This window comes from Thioclava sp. NG1, from assembly GCF_003122275.1.
GTDB lineage: Bacteria > Pseudomonadota > Alphaproteobacteria > Rhodobacterales > Rhodobacteraceae > Thioclava > Thioclava nitratireducens.
Window position 1 is genome coordinate 144,971 of the sequence record NZ_QFBB01000004.1, and the last position, 13,467, is coordinate 158,437.

17 protein-coding genes are annotated in these 13,467 nt (G+C 64.9%); all 17 read left to right on the forward strand.

Annotated features, from left to right (window positions below; all coding sequences use genetic code 11):
* The 17 genes from DEM26_RS08940 (at position 1) to DEM26_RS09025 (ending at position 13,431) form a co-directional block, all read left to right on the forward strand.
* Positions 1–1,179 (forward strand): DUF7146 domain-containing protein, encoded by a 1,179-nt coding sequence (locus tag DEM26_RS08940; RefSeq protein WP_109172207.1) that lies wholly within the window; start codon positions 1–3, stop codon positions 1,177–1,179.
* Positions 1,151–1,510 (forward strand): hypothetical protein, encoded by a 360-nt coding sequence (locus DEM26_RS08945; RefSeq protein WP_109172208.1) that lies wholly within the window; start codon positions 1,151–1,153, stop codon positions 1,508–1,510. The genes DEM26_RS08940 and DEM26_RS08945 overlap by 29 nt, the downstream gene beginning before the upstream one ends.
* Positions 1,507–1,941 carry a hypothetical protein gene (locus tag DEM26_RS08950; RefSeq protein ID WP_109172209.1) on the forward strand — a complete coding sequence of 145 codons (435 nt, stop codon included), beginning with the start codon at positions 1,507–1,509 and terminating at the stop codon, positions 1,939–1,941. The genes DEM26_RS08945 and DEM26_RS08950 overlap by 4 nt, the downstream gene beginning before the upstream one ends.
* Positions 1,938–3,881 (forward strand): hypothetical protein, encoded by a 1,944-nt coding sequence (locus tag DEM26_RS08955; protein WP_109172210.1) that lies wholly within the window; start codon positions 1,938–1,940, stop codon positions 3,879–3,881. The genes DEM26_RS08950 and DEM26_RS08955 overlap by 4 nt, the downstream gene beginning before the upstream one ends.
* A 440-nt stretch (positions 3,882–4,321) precedes the next feature.
* Positions 4,322–4,972, forward strand: a complete 651-nt coding sequence (locus DEM26_RS08960) for a hypothetical protein (protein ID WP_146194448.1) — start codon at positions 4,322–4,324, stop codon at positions 4,970–4,972.
* 226 nt (positions 4,973–5,198) lie between these two features.
* Positions 5,199–7,007, forward strand: a complete 1,809-nt coding sequence (locus tag DEM26_RS08970; RefSeq protein WP_109172213.1) for a hypothetical protein — start codon at positions 5,199–5,201, stop codon at positions 7,005–7,007.
* Positions 7,008–7,009: 2 nt separating this feature from the next.
* On the forward strand, positions 7,010–7,252 hold the full coding sequence (locus DEM26_RS08975; RefSeq protein ID WP_109172214.1) for an Acb2/Tad1 domain-containing protein: 243 nt from the start codon (positions 7,010–7,012) through the stop codon (positions 7,250–7,252).
* Between the two features lie 3 nt (positions 7,253–7,255).
* A complete protein-coding gene (locus DEM26_RS08980; protein WP_109172215.1) occupies positions 7,256–7,519 on the forward strand; it encodes a hypothetical protein in 264 nt (87 codons plus the stop codon).
* On the forward strand, positions 7,516–7,716 hold the full coding sequence (locus tag DEM26_RS08985) for a hypothetical protein (RefSeq protein ID WP_109172216.1): 201 nt from the start codon (positions 7,516–7,518) through the stop codon (positions 7,714–7,716). Before DEM26_RS08980 ends, DEM26_RS08985 begins: the two co-directional genes overlap by 4 nt.
* Positions 7,713–8,255, forward strand: coding sequence for a hypothetical protein (locus DEM26_RS08990; protein ID WP_109172217.1), 543 nt, complete (start codon positions 7,713–7,715; stop codon positions 8,253–8,255). The genes DEM26_RS08985 and DEM26_RS08990 overlap by 4 nt, the downstream gene beginning before the upstream one ends.
* A 53-nt stretch (positions 8,256–8,308) precedes the next feature.
* Positions 8,309–8,443, forward strand: a complete 135-nt coding sequence (locus DEM26_RS20815; RefSeq protein WP_255415024.1) for a hypothetical protein — start codon at positions 8,309–8,311, stop codon at positions 8,441–8,443.
* Positions 8,443–10,089, forward strand: coding sequence for a portal protein (locus tag DEM26_RS09000; protein ID WP_109172219.1), 1,647 nt, complete (start codon positions 8,443–8,445; stop codon positions 10,087–10,089). The genes DEM26_RS20815 and DEM26_RS09000 overlap by 1 nt, the downstream gene beginning before the upstream one ends.
* Positions 10,086–10,376 carry a hypothetical protein gene (locus tag DEM26_RS09005; RefSeq protein ID WP_075775292.1) on the forward strand — a complete coding sequence of 97 codons (291 nt, stop codon included), beginning with the start codon at positions 10,086–10,088 and terminating at the stop codon, positions 10,374–10,376. Before DEM26_RS09000 ends, DEM26_RS09005 begins: the two co-directional genes overlap by 4 nt.
* Positions 10,373–10,693, forward strand: coding sequence for a hypothetical protein (locus DEM26_RS09010; RefSeq protein ID WP_075775291.1), 321 nt, complete (start codon positions 10,373–10,375; stop codon positions 10,691–10,693). Before DEM26_RS09005 ends, DEM26_RS09010 begins: the two co-directional genes overlap by 4 nt.
* Positions 10,677–11,717: a hypothetical protein gene (locus DEM26_RS09015; RefSeq protein ID WP_109172220.1), complete on the forward strand. Its 1,041-nt coding sequence runs from the start codon at positions 10,677–10,679 to the stop codon at positions 11,715–11,717. The genes DEM26_RS09010 and DEM26_RS09015 overlap by 17 nt, the downstream gene beginning before the upstream one ends.
* Before the next feature lie 263 nt (positions 11,718–11,980).
* Positions 11,981–12,913, forward strand: coding sequence for a phage capsid protein (locus DEM26_RS09020; protein WP_109172221.1), 933 nt, complete (start codon positions 11,981–11,983; stop codon positions 12,911–12,913).
* A 59-nt stretch (positions 12,914–12,972) separates the two neighbouring features.
* Complete coding sequence (locus DEM26_RS09025; protein ID WP_075775288.1) at positions 12,973–13,431, forward strand: hypothetical protein; 459 nt, start codon at positions 12,973–12,975, stop codon at positions 13,429–13,431.
* Positions 13,432–13,467 lie beyond the last annotated feature (36 nt).

Here is a 13,467-nt window from a genome sequence, read left to right on the forward strand (position 1 = left end):
ATGAACGCGGCGCGCCAGACATACACCGTCGAGGACGTGAAGGGCATGCTGCTCGATCGCGTCGAGGACGTGGCGCGGTATTATGCGCCCTGGGCTCAAGGTTCCTATATCGATCGTGGCGGTTACTGGACCTTAAACCCGGGGCGGATCGATCGTCGCGTTGGAAGCTTCGTCGTATGGATCTCCGGGCCAAAGGCGGGCCGCTGGAACGAATATGGTCCCAGCCACCAATCTCATGGCGACCTGCTGGATCTGATTGCGCTTTCCCTGGGCTGCGACCTGAAATCCGCCTTCCGCGAAGCCCGGAGCTTCCTTGGTCTACAGGCGGATAGTCCCGAGGATATCGCGCGTCGCAAGGCCGCGGCCGAGCGGGCGCGGCAACGGCAGGCAGAGGCGCGGCGGGATGAAGCGGCCAAGCGCGCGAAGCGGCGCAAGCAGGCCTTCGCGCTCTGGCTGTCGGCGCGCGAGAAGATCAAGAACACCCCCGTCGAGCATTACCTGCGCGATGCGCGTGGGATCGACCTCGAGCGCCTGGGCTTCCAGCCCCGTGCGCTGCGGTTTCATCCGGCCTGCTACTACAAGCACGTCGATCCGGAGACCGGCGAGATCATCGAGGGCGAGTTCCCGGCGATGCTCTCGCTGGCCTGCAATCTCAAGGGCGACGGGGTCGCCTGCCACCGCACCTATCTGGGCCTCGACGATCGCGGCCGGTGGGGCAAGGCACAGCTGCCGGAGGCCAAGAAGGTCCTGGGCGATTACAAGGGAGCCTCGATCCACATCTGGCGCGGGCTGGGCCCGCGCGGCGGCAAGGGAAAGCGCCTCTCCGAGGCGGATCCCGGCAGCCATGTGTTTCTGACCGAAGGGATCGAGGACGCCTTGAGCTGCGCGGTGGTGCTGCCCGAGGCGCGGATCCTCTCGACGATCAGTCTTTCCAATCTCGCGGCGGTCGAGCTGCCTCCAGCGATCGCCTCGGTGACGCTGGTGGCTGATCGCGATGAAGGCCCGCAGGCACGTGAGGCCCTCGGCCGCGCGGTGCGTGCGCATGCCGATGCTGGCCGCCAGGTGCGCGTCTGGCTCAACGGCGATGGCGGCAAGGATCTTAACGACGCGCTGATCAAGCGGCGCGCGGAACAGAAAGAAGGGGCAGAGCATGAAGAATTGGGTGAACCGCCTCACTGAGCGGGTATGCGCCGGCGCGCGCTGGATCCTCGAGATGCTGGATTGCGAGGAGCCGCATGGCTACCTCGCCAATGTCGGGTTCCCCGAGGCTGCGATCGCGGCAGAGGCGGATCCGATCAACCGGGCGCGCAGAGACGCGGCCAACGTTCTGCGCGGTAGGATCAGCCAACTGCGCTACGAGCTCGAGATGACCATCGCGCAGTTCGAGTATTCGCGTCGGCCGTTTCCATTCGGGGCCTTTCAGAAGGGACCGGATACGCGCTCGATCGAGGGGCTGATCGACGAGCTGGTAAGCCTTGCCGACGAACTTGATCCGAAGGTGGCGTCATGATCAGCTTTCGTCCCTCCTACCCCGGATCGCCAGTTGAGAACGCCTATCTTGGTTCCGTAGTTGTCGGCGGCGTGCATGCCGAAGGCAAGCGCGGCGCCTGGTATTCCGCGCTCCCCACGGATGGCATGCAACCGTTCTTTTGGAACCGTGCAGAGAGCGTCGAGGCGGCACGCGCAGCGCTGATCAGCGACATTGAAACTTGGTCTCTGGCGTCTGGTCTCGCCGCAGCGGACACAATTTCATCGCTGGCGGCACTAGTGCGGATACGGAAGACCCTCGAGATGCTGCGTGATCTCAATCGGCCCGGTGCAGCCGACCAAAACGAGAGAGGCGACGGTTCTATCAGCGACGATTTTATCGGCGGCCTCGATTTGGCCTTGGCGGTGCTCAATGGCGAAGAGGGTAGCATCCGCGGTGAGGTGCCGTTTTGACTGACACGTCCGAAAACAGCGCCGACTATGCCGACCTGCGCAAACAGCTGGAAAACGCGCCGATCAAAGCCGAGCCGGACCCCGAAGCGAAAGCCAAGGCCGAGAAGAAGGCCGCTGCCTCCAACAAGAAGCAGACGTCCGATGATGGCGGCGATAAGACGAGCTCCGGCCGGCCGCGCGGCGCGATCTGGCAGGACTGCCCGGTTCGCCCGCTCGGCGTCAACGGCGAGATGAGCTATTATCTTGACCGTCACGGACAGCTGCGCGCCGTGAAGAAGCACGAGGCGCAGGTCATTCTGCATCTCTTTGGCGATCGGATCGAGCTGCTCTGTCAGAAATTCCCGCAATACGACAAGGAGGGCAGCCGCAAGCGCGATCGGTTCGACCAGACCTCAGCCGCAATGACGATGATCAGCGCCTGTTCAGAGAAGGGCCTGTTCAATCCAGACGGCGCGGTGCGCGGCGTCGGCGCGTGGAAGGATGACGACGGCAAGCTGATCTACCATTGCGGACAGAAGTTGATCACCGACGAAGGGGACAAAGATCCGCAGGACTTAGACGGCAAGATCTACCCAGCTTATCCTCCCATCCCTGCGCCCGAGAAGCCTGGTGCAAAGACAGATCCTGCTACGAAGGCCCTGAAGCAGTTCGAGACCTGGAGTTGGGAGTGGCAAGACACCACGCCAATGATCGCGCTCGGCATGACGGGCGTTCTGATGCTCTGCGGCGCCATGGATTGGCGTCCGGCCTACTGGCTGACTGGCGACAAGGCCTATGGCAAGTCAGCGTTCCAGGATCTGATCAAGTACCTGATGGGCGGCGACCACGGTCTCGTTCAATCCACGGACGCGACGAAGAGCGGGATCACCTCTCGGCTGGGCCACTCGTCCCTGCCGGTTGCGCTCGACGAACTTGAACCTGGCGACGAAGGATCTGGCAAAGAGCGCGCGATCATCGAGCTGGCCCGCGTTGCGTCATCAGGCGGTCAGTGGATGCGTGGCTCGAGCGATCAGAAAGGCGCGAGCGGCAACGTCTACTCCGCTTTCCTGTTCTCCTCGATCCTCATTCCCGGCTCGATGAAGCCGCAGGACCGCTCACGCCTCATCACTCTGCACCTGCGTCCGCTCGATGCCAAGGCAACCAAGCTGAATTTGGACCCCAAGGCGTGGAAGGAAACAGGCAGGCAGCTGAAATGGACCCTGATCAGCCGATGGAAGACATGGCCCGAGCGCCTCGAGCTATGGCGCGCAGCGTTGGCAAAAGCGGGCCTCTCCGGCCGCAACGGCGACAACTACGCCACGACCATCGCAATGGCCGACATGGCGCTGAACGAGGAAATGCCCTCGGAGGACATGCGGAAAGGCTGGGCCGAGAAGCTAGCTGTCTTTGCCCAGACCGAAACCGAAGAGATCGGCTCCGACGCCGAAGACATGCTGCAATGGCTGATCGGTCAGCCCTTTGACGTGTTCCGGCGCGGCGAGCTCTGGAACGTCGCGCACTGGATCATGGTGGCCGCGCAAATGCCAGCTGCGCCCCAAGCGCTTGTGGCCGGCGGTGAAGATGTCGGAGGCAAGATCGACAACACCATTCGCGAGGAGGCCGCAAAGCGCGCCAATGAGAAGCTCGCGAAGGTTGGTCTGAGAGTACGGGGCAAGGAAGCAGACGCTGCGCTCTTCATTGCCAACGCGCGCCTGCCAGGGCTGCGCAAGCTCTTCGAGAAGTCGCACTGGGCGAACGGCGAATGGGCGCAGTCGGCGAAGCGAGTGCCGGGTGCTCAGCCGGTCTCCAGCCCTCTCACACTCGCCGGGCAGCGCACACGCGGCGTCTACGTGCCGCTCAAATCGATCGGCGGCTTCCTCTCCTTCCCGATGGACAGCGCCCCGACCCAATCAAGCGCGGCTGCGCCGCCGATGTCTCAAGAATACGAGGATGGTTTTTGAAATGCCCCACGTGATCTCTAGGCAATTGAAACTGCAGGTTTCTTTCTGCTTTCCCCACACCCCCTTGGCATGCCATTATTCGCATACGCGGCGGTCCTGCGGGCATGGGTCAGGGCCACAACGCCACAACGGTTCAAAATCCAAGCGTTGTGGGCCGCGTTGTGGGCAAAAAATCAGCGAAACCAATGGGTTAGTATGTGGTCACAACGCCACAACGGCAAAATTGCCTTCCCTCTCGTATGTGCGCGCGCGTGCGCACCCGTGTGTTAACTCTCTCTCTCTTCTCCGTTGTACCGTTGTGGATAGAAGAAAAGAGAGAGAAAACAGAAACTTAGCCACAACAAAGCCCACAACGCTCAAAATCTCAACCGTTGTGGCTTGCCGCAAGGCGCTGAAATCTCAAGGCTTTTCCCCACAACACCCCGGAAAAGGGGGTTTTTATGCCTAAGCCCAACAACCAGTGGGAGCGTGAGGCGCGGGAGATGGCCGACCGGATCGAGCGCCAGCGCGAGATCGGCGAGCAGCTGACCTTCCTGCCCGACGAGCAGCCCGAGGCCGAGGCCGAGGGCGGCGCTGGCCGTCCGAAGGGCGCGAAGAACAAGGCCTCGACCCAGCTGCGCGACTGGCTGGCCGCCCAGGGCCTGCGGATGCCCGAGGATGTGCTGACCGAGATCGCGGGCCTGCGCAGCCGCGATGATGCGATCACGCTGGCGATGTCGCGCGCCGAGCGGATCCTCGACTGGGCGTTCGATGGCGCGCACGTGCCTGCGAAGGCCGCGCCGAAGCCCACCAGCGCCATGCGCCTCGATGTGTTCGCCCAGCAGTACACGATCATCCTGCGCGCCCTCGAGGCGGTGATGCCCTACACGGCCGCCAAGGCAACGCCCGACATCGCGCTGACCCAGAACGTCACCCAGATCAACGTGCCCGCGCCGTCGCAGGCTCCGCGTCGCGGTGGCGATGACGCCCGCGACATCACCGCGAAACCGCGTCGGATCGGCCCGCCGCCGATGCCGCATGAAATGCAGCGAAAACAACAGGTTACGAAACCGGGCAACGGATCGTCGGACGGAGAGGATCGGACGGAATGACTAACCGCATGAAATCGCAGCGCAAATTCGCCTTCGCGTCACTGATCAAAAATCAGTCGCGCCCCCTGCGCGCCCTCGCCCTGGTGCGCCGCTCGACCACCCCCCCTGCCTTCGCGGCCGGCGCGCCCGCGCGCGCGCTCGACCCCCGGGGGGGCCTCCGCGCGCGATCCTCTCTGCCCCTCGCAGTGAGGCCACTTCCCATTTTCGAGGCAAACGAGGTCCGGGCATGAGCGCGAATTTCGGAGCAGCGATCGGGGGTCAGGGGGGCAACGCCTCTCAACCGGAAGAAACCGGCAAGGGGGTCTGGGGAGACGCGAACATTTCCGATGTGATCGAGATGGACGCGAAACAGGCGATCTCGATGCTAGAGATCGAGGATGGGGCTGACAAGCTCGATCTCGATGCGCCGGAAGAATTCCCGGGACCGATCGCGGAGGCCGCCTATTGGGACGATGGCGCGGTCGTTGGCATCCAGGGCCCGGTCGGTTCCGGCAAGACGACGACGATGCTGAAGTCGCGCCTGCGCCGGGCCATGTGCATGCCGCGCTCGGTGATCGACGGCCGCCGCCATTACAAGCTCACGATCGTCCGCGCGACCTATCGGCAGCTCTGGTCGACCACAATTCCCGACTTCCTGAAGGTCTACCCCAAGCACCTCGGCGACTGGTCTGGCGGTCGCGGGGGCCCGGTCAGCTTTGTGATGATCTTCGATGATGGCCTCGACGATCCGCCGCCGCCCGGTCACGATGGCGAGTGGTCGAACGAGATCTTCTTCACTGTCGAGTTCATGGCCTTTGGGGACGATATCCAAGGGTCGATGCGCGGGTTGCAGACCACCGACATGTGGCTGCACGAGATGGACACGAACCCCGTCGACGTGATTGTCAACGGCATCACCCGGATCGGGCGCTACCCCGGGCAGGCGCATTTCCGGGGCTATTCCGACGAGCTGCGCGATTACGGCCAGATGGTCGGCGACTTCAACGCGCCGGAGCCGGATAACTGGGCGGTGGGTCTCTTCCACGACGAGAAGAAGCGCGCCGAGCTGATGGACCTGATGAATGCCGAGCTGCCAGAGGGGGCGACGGCAATCCAGATCAGCTTCTACCGTCAGCCCGGCTATGGCGAAGAGGGTGCGGAGAACCTGCAGAACCTCGGCCCGACCTACTACCAGAAGCAAATCGCGACGATGAAGCTGATGGGGCGCGGCGATCAGATCGACCGCCTCGTCTACAACAAGATCGTCCACACCAAGGCGGGCGAGCCGGTCTTCCAGCGCGAGTTCAGCCGCCGCGTCCACGTCTCGGACGTGCCGCTGACGCCATGGCCGGGCGTGCCGCTGCGCGTCGGCCTCGACCAGGGCTTCAAGGGCGCAGCCGTCATCGGCCAGGTGATCACCGAAGGCACGGGCCGCAACCAGCGCGTCTTCTGGCAGATCCTCGCGGAGCTGCACTATCCCGACGAGCGCCTGATGGCGCGCACCTTCGGGACGCGACTGGCCGAGCTGCTGGAGACACGCTTCCGCACGATGCGCGTCGAGGGCGGCTGGGGCGACATGGCGGGCGAGCATGGCGCGAGCCAAGCCGCCGACGAGAACGCAACCTGGAACCGCCTTGTCAGCCGCGCCGCTGGCTTCCGCATCCGCCCGCAACGGATCGGCACCAACCGCATCACGCCGCGCCTCGAGGCAGTGCGCGCCGCGCTCGAAGCGCCGACCTCGGCCGGTCGCGTCGGCCTTCTCATCGATCCGAGCTGCAAGCTGCTGATCGCCGGTTTCGAGGCCCGCTACGTCTGGGCATTCGAGGTCAACCAGAAGGGCGACAAGGTGAAAGTGCCCAACAAGGCGCTGACCGAGGCGAACGTGATGGACGCCCTGCAATACCTGCTTCTGAGCCGCGTGCGCGGCGACGGCACCACCGAACCCAATACCCCGGAAGATCGCGGCCTGATCGGCCACAATGGAGGGCCGTCCCTGTCCGGGGATCGTGACGGCCTGCAAACCGGGCACGACGTGCTCGATCCCTACGGAGAGTGAACATGCAGAGCAAAGGCCAATACCGCGTCGGTATTTCCTTCAACCCCTCGAGCGACACGGCTGTCGATCGGATCAAAGGCCTCGCGGCCGAGTTGATCGATCTGGTCGAGCAGATCCCCAGCGATCGCGAGACCGCGCAGGGCAACGAGGCCGGACGTCTCAAGGCGCTGGCCCAGTCCGCGATCGAGGAAGGCGCGATGTGGGCGGTCAAGGCGCAAACCAAGCCTGCACCGGCGGAGGGCTGATCCATGGCGACCAAGAAAAAAACCGCCCTCGATCTCGACCGCCTGCGCCGCCTCGCCGATGACATCGAGGCGCTGCACCGCACGCATTTCCTCGATCTCGTCGCCCGCCTCGAGGCCGAGGAGGGGATGAAGTTCAGCAATCGCGCCCAGGGCAACACCGGCTGCCGCATGGCAGGGCTCTCTGCCGTTAGCACGGCTGGCAAGCACGGTGCGCTGACGAACTGGGCCAATGCGGCTCGGCGTGTCCTAAAAGGCGGTGCCGCATGAGTGGGTTCTACAACCCGGTTACCGGGCAGTATCAGGCGCTGCCGGTCAGCGCCGCAGCTGCCACCGCGCATCTCGACAAGCTGCGAGAGCAGGAGCGCCGGCGCCAGCAAGAGGCGGCCGAGCGCCAGCTCGTCATGAACCTTTCGGGCCGCTGGCGAATGATGCTCGGTACCTGCCTGCCGCCGGAGGTCCTGTGATCCAAGTGCGGCCATACGAAGACTTCGCCGCGCACGCGGTTCTCTCCCGGCTCGATCCGATGGATCAGCTCGAGGCGGAAGTCGTGCGCGGCGGTCATGAGCCCCCGTTGGCCATCTTCGCCGATTGGCGCGCAGCCAACGCGGCGCGCCTGATCAGCACGGTGCTCCTGACCGACGTGGGCACGCCATTCGCGGTCCTCGGCCTCTCCCATACCGGGCAGGCAGGGGTCGCGCAGGCGGCGCTGCTGGCGCGCGATCACACGAAATTCCGTAGGCCGCTCGCCGAGGCCGCTCTGCGGATCCGCAAAGAAATGCCGGTCTTCGCCGAGGAGTTCGGCGTGCACCGGATCGAGACGCGCAGCTGGGTCCAGCACCCGAGCGGCGCGCGTCTCCTGGTGGCTTGCGGGTTTCACCTGGAAGCCACGATGCCGGGCTTCGGCCCGTTGGGCGATCACGCGTTCCACCAGTTCGCCTGGGTCGCCCCCTACAACACGCCCGCCCCTGAAGCGCCTGACCTGAAAACCAGCGAAAGGACATAGACATGTGTGGTTTTGGAAGTAAGCCCCGTATCCCCGCGCAAAGGGTTGCGGCCATGGACAACACCGAGGCGAACCAGCAGGCCGACATCGAGGCCCGCCTGCGCCGGCTACGCGCCGGGGCCGCGGCGAACGTGCTCACCAGCCAGACGGGGATCCCCGCCTCGACGACGATGGGGGGGGCAGCCTGATGAGTGCGCTCTTCGCAATCCGGGAAAAGGATCCCGCCGCCCAGACCGCGATGCGGCGTTGGGACGAGATGAAATCCGATCGCGCTCGCCACGAGCGCGATTGGGAAGCAATCGCCGAGCTGATCCGGCCGCAGCGTGGCGGCTTCAGCTCGGACGATCACACGACCCGGGGCACCTCGAAGCCGCTCAGCTCGGCGCCGATCTCGGCCCAGGTTAACTTCAGCTCGGGCCTCTACGGCTCGCTTACCAACCCGGCAAACCGCTGGATGGGGCTCGAGACGAACAATCGCGATCTCAACGCGTGGAAACCGGCCAAGCTCTGGCTCGACGCCGTGACCGATCGCATCCTCGACAGCTTCCGGCCCGCCGTCAGCCCGTTCTACGACGCGACGACGCAGGTCTTCTCGGATCTCGCGGCCTTCGGGAACGGAGCGAATTACGACGAGGTCATGCTCGACGAGGGCCGGATCCTCGATGTCACCCTGTCGCTGGCTGAGGTCTGCTACGAGATCGACGCCTTCGGGCGGGTGGTTGAAGTGGTGCGCCGTTTCAAGCTCAAGCCGGCGGCGGCGATGTCCATGTTCAAGGGCAACCTTCCCGCGAAGCTGGTGAAGATGGCCGAGGACGGCTCGGTCGAGAAGATCAACTTCTACCAGCATGTGCTGCGCAACGATGACTGGCGCCAGCGCGCGCTCGGTGTGAAGGGCAAGCGCTGGATCTCGCGCTATGCCTGCGAGATGGAGCAGACGTTGCTGCGCGAGAGCGGTTACGATGAAATGCCTTTTCATGCACCGCGTTGGGATGTCGAAAGTGGCGCTATCTACGGCACCGGGCCCGGCTACATGGCGTTGCCCGCCGCGCGCGCACACAACCGGATGGACGATGCGACCATGCGCGCGGCACAGTTTGCCGCCGATCCGACCATCCTCGCCCCCGATCGGGGCGATTGGCCGCTGAATGGTCGCGTCCGTCCGGGCAATGTCGTCTATGGCGGGATCGGCATGAACGGCAGCAGGATGCTCGACGTGCTGCAGACGGGCGGCGGGATCAATCTCACGCTCGAGGAGAAGCAGGCGAAGATCGACGAAATCCGCGACGCGTTCCACTACACGCTGATGAACCTCGCCGGACGCACCGGCATGACCGCGACCGAGGTCATGACGATCAACGAGGAACGCCAGCGCCTCTGGGCCCCCTATCAAGGCCGGGTGCAAGGCGAGTATCTCGCGCCCAAGGTGCAGCGGCGCTTCTCGCTCCTGTGGCGCGCCGGCCAGCTGCCGCCGCCCCCGCCGGAGATGGAAGGCGCGGCTCTCCAGGTGACCTACAAATCGGCGGCAGCCGCGGCGCAGAAGGCGAGCGAGGGCACTGCCTTGCTGCGGATCCTCGCCGATATCGGGCCCCTGGCGCAGGCGAAGCCTCGGTTGCTCGACCGCATCGACGACGATGGTCTCCTGGAGACGCTGATCGACGCGCGTGGTGCGCCGGGCCGGGCCTTCCGCTCGCGCGACGAAGCCGACCAGCTCGCGCAACAGCGCGCCCAGCAGGAGCAGATGGCGCAGGCAATGCAGGCGGCCCAAAGCGGCGCTGGCGTTGCGAAGGATCTGCATCAGGCGGGGATGCTCGATCCCCAAGGAGGTGGGCAGTGATTTCACGCCACGAGGCAGAGGCGTGTCGCCGGATCTTTGTGTCCGTGCTGCTGCTCGCGATCCGCGACATGTTCGGCCGCAATCCGGACGCGCTTCTCACCAAGCAGGCGCGCAGCTGGATCGGGACGCGCGATTTCTGCGAGGTCTGCACGCTGGCAGGCTACGACTGGCGCCGGGTCGAGCGGGCTCTGCGCCGCCGTCTCGAGCAGGCGCGGGGCCTCACCGCAGAGAACCGCCGCGCGGACGTAGCGCTGGTCACCCTCGCAAGCATGGAGATCTCCGCATGAGCTGGCGAATGCAAGCCTTGATGACCCTCTTCACCCGCCCCCGCGACGCGATCTCGATCGGCCGTCGTTGGCGCGCAGCTGCCCGCGATGTGCCCGGCCTCGAGGGCGACTTGATCGAACTCGCCGGGCTTCGGCTGATGCAGCCCCATCAGCGGATCGACGGCGCGCCGGAGCCCGAGGCGATCGGGCCGGAAATGCTCGCCTATCAGCAGGGCAAGCGCGATCTCGCCCTGCAACTTCTGGCCCTGATGGGCCTCACCCAAACCGAGTTCAACAGCCTTTTCACGGAGGAAAAGCACGATGAAGACCACCGCTAACTTCCTGTCCTTTCTGCGACTGCGTATGACCTGGGCCCCGGCCGATGATCCTGCGGGTGGCGGCGCGCCGCCGGCCGATCCCCCAGCAGACCCGCCGCCCAATGATCCCCCGGCCGATCCGCCCCCCAGCGACCCGCCGAAAGATCCGCCGCCGGCAGACCCGCCCGCAGCCCCACCGGCTGCAAAGTGGTTCGAAGATGAGAAGATGCTCGACGCCGAGGATCGTGAATGGCTCAAGTCGCGCGGCCTGACCCTCGACGATCCGAAGGAGGCAATCCCGAAGCTGGTGCGCGGTCACCGCAGTGCCGAGAAGCATATCGGTCGGGGCGTCGACAAGATCCTCGAGAAACCCGCCGAGGGCGAAAGCTATGCCGATTGGGCCAAGAAAAACGCCGAGGCGCTCGGCCTGCCGAAAGAGATCGACGGCTACGAGGTCGCGAAACCCGAGAACTGGGCGAAGGATGCGCCCTGGGATACCGACCTCGAGGCCCAGGCGAAGAAGATCGCCCACGAGCAAGGCGTGCCGCCGGCCGCGCTCAATCAGTTCGTCGCGCTTTATGCCGGCAAGGTCGCGGCGCTGAGCTCGGATGCCGAGGAAAGCTACAAGCAGGCCAATGCCAAGATGATGGAGGATCTGCACAGCGAGTACGGCGCGCAGGCTCCGGCGGTCATGGCCAAGGCGCAGCAGGTCGCAAGCTTCGCGGCCGAGAAGATCGGGCTCGACCAGGAAAGCCTCGAGGCGGTGATCGGGCGGTTGAGCAAGGACATGGGCGACGCGCAGACGATCCGGTTCATGAACGTCTTCGCCGAGGCGATCGGCGAGGATAGCGGGCTCGGCCTGGGCAAGGGCGCAAGCAGCGGCCTGACCGGAAGCCGCTCGGATGCGCAGGCGGCTTTGGCTGACTTCATGAAGGCGGACGGCGAATGGGCGAAGGCGTCGGCGGCCGGCGATCGTGCGACGATTGAACGGCTGCGCCCGAAGTTCGACCAGCTGACGAAGGCCGTGGCCAGTTTCAGCAAGTGATCGACTGACAGATCGAGAAATGAGAAGCGTCGCGCCGGATTGAGCGCGGCGCTTTTTTCGTTTCCCGCCGAAATTATCGCTTGAAGTATTTCGCTTTCGTGGGACGATTTAGGGCGACGGGCACCCCGAGCCACTAGATCGGGTCCAGATGACCGCCGGAAAGCCGGCCGCCCAGGCGAGCGTATCGTCGAGGCAGGGTCCGGCATCCGGGCACCCCTTCCGAGAACTCACACAACATCGTCAGTTTTCACACGGAGGGGATCATGTCCCTGGAAGTTACGCAGCACCACAAGCTGCAATACGCGGCCTCGGTCCAGATGGTCGCGCAGCAAACCAAGAACCCGTTTCAGAGCGCAGTGACCCCGGCCCCGGCCTCGGGCGAAGCTCAGTCGGTTTCCGACCTGCTCGATGCCGTCGAATATTCGCGCGGCAAAGAGAAGTCGCGCCGCAACCCCGAAAACCCGGTCACCGGCTCGCGCCGCTGGGCCGTTCTGCCCGAACCGGTTGAGACCGGGCAGTACATCACCAAGGAAGACAAGTTCCGCACCGCGACCGATCCGACCTCGAGCTACGTGCGCGCCCATACGATGGCCGTGAACCGTGGCCGCGCCGATCTAATCCTCGGCATCTCGAAAGGCACCGACGGCAAGTTCTCGGTGACCGAGGGCGGTGTTCTGGGCATCGCGCGTGAGGGCAAAACGCCGGGCACCGGCACCCCTCTGCCGGCCAGCCAATACCTCGACAACGGCGGAACCGGCTTGGAGCTCGCAAAGCTCATCACCGCGGTCGAGATGCTGAACCTCGCGGACTTCGGCCTCGAGGACAACATGGACGAGCTGTTCTGCGCGATCACGCCGAAGCAGAAAACCGATCTGCTCAACATTGCAGCCGCGTCGAAGATCAATCTGAACGCGTTCCAGATCCAGCAGCTGGAGACCGGCAAGCCGACGACGCTGATGGGGATCACCTGGATCTTCACCAACCGCTGCCCCCTGAAAAAGGGCACCGCCGATATCCGTCTGAACCCGGTCTGGGCGAAGTCGAACATCGTCGAGGCGGAATGGCAGGCGGTGAAGGGCGAGATGTGGAACGACACCTCGGCCAAGAACCTGCCCTACGCCTATGTCAGCTCCTACACCGACGTGGTGCGGGCGCAGGACAAGGGCGTCGTGGTCATCGAGAGCAAGGAAGCCTGATCGGCCGGGCCGGATGACCCGGCCCCGCTGACGCATTCCATCTGACAGGAGGGCCCGACATGGCCGTTGTTAAAGTCAAATCCAACCTGGTCGGCGATTACGCCGCCAATACCCAACCCGCCGATCCCGAGCTGGTGGCCGGCCGTCCGATCGTGGCGACCGGATCGGTGGACAATGCCGCCTCCGATAACGCCGGCTCGATGTATCACCTCGCCGACATTCCAGCCTATGCGATCCTCGACAGCCGCACGGCGTTCGACGTCGAGAACTGGGGCTTTGCCACGGTGAATATCGGCACCGAGGATGACGCGACCGCGCTCACGACCGTGCTGAAATCCGCCGGCAATACTGTGAGCCCGGTCGCATTCGGCGATGCCAACCACGGCTTGCCGCTCTGGCAAGTTCTGGGCCTCGCGGCCGAGCCCGCCTCGGGCGTGATCTCGCTATACGCCCACGGCCCCGCCGATGCGACCGGCGCGGGCTCGATGCCCTTCGAGATCCACTACCGCGCGCGCTGACGCCTCCGCCCGGGCCGATCTCGGCCCGGGCCTGAC

Excerpts from the sequence above, each read along its gene's own strand:
- DEM26_RS08940 (WP_109172207.1), top strand. The coding sequence starts at position 1 with ATGAACGCGGCGCGCCAGACATACACCGTCGAGGACGTGAAGGGCATG.
- DEM26_RS08945 (WP_109172208.1), top strand. The coding sequence starts at position 1,151 with ATGAAGAATTGGGTGAACCGCCTCACTGAGCGGGTATGCGCCGGCGCG.
- DEM26_RS08950 (WP_109172209.1), top strand. The coding sequence starts at position 1,507 with ATGATCAGCTTTCGTCCCTCCTACCCCGGATCGCCAGTTGAGAACGCC.
- DEM26_RS08960 (WP_146194448.1), top strand. The coding sequence starts at position 4,322 with ATGCCTAAGCCCAACAACCAGTGGGAGCGTGAGGCGCGGGAGATGGCC.
- DEM26_RS08970 (WP_109172213.1), top strand. The coding sequence starts at position 5,199 with ATGAGCGCGAATTTCGGAGCAGCGATCGGGGGTCAGGGGGGCAACGCC.
- DEM26_RS08975 (WP_109172214.1), top strand. The coding sequence starts at position 7,010 with ATGCAGAGCAAAGGCCAATACCGCGTCGGTATTTCCTTCAACCCCTCG.
- DEM26_RS08980 (WP_109172215.1), top strand. The coding sequence starts at position 7,256 with ATGGCGACCAAGAAAAAAACCGCCCTCGATCTCGACCGCCTGCGCCGC.
- DEM26_RS08985 (WP_109172216.1), top strand. The coding sequence starts at position 7,516 with ATGAGTGGGTTCTACAACCCGGTTACCGGGCAGTATCAGGCGCTGCCG.
- DEM26_RS20815 (WP_255415024.1), top strand. The coding sequence starts at position 8,309 with ATGGACAACACCGAGGCGAACCAGCAGGCCGACATCGAGGCCCGCCTG.
- DEM26_RS09000 (WP_109172219.1), top strand. The coding sequence starts at position 8,443 with ATGAGTGCGCTCTTCGCAATCCGGGAAAAGGATCCCGCCGCCCAGACC.
- DEM26_RS09010 (WP_075775291.1), top strand. The coding sequence starts at position 10,373 with ATGAGCTGGCGAATGCAAGCCTTGATGACCCTCTTCACCCGCCCCCGC.
- DEM26_RS09015 (WP_109172220.1), top strand. The coding sequence starts at position 10,677 with ATGAAGACCACCGCTAACTTCCTGTCCTTTCTGCGACTGCGTATGACC.
- DEM26_RS09020 (WP_109172221.1), top strand. The coding sequence starts at position 11,981 with ATGTCCCTGGAAGTTACGCAGCACCACAAGCTGCAATACGCGGCCTCG.
- DEM26_RS09025 (WP_075775288.1), top strand. The coding sequence starts at position 12,973 with ATGGCCGTTGTTAAAGTCAAATCCAACCTGGTCGGCGATTACGCCGCC.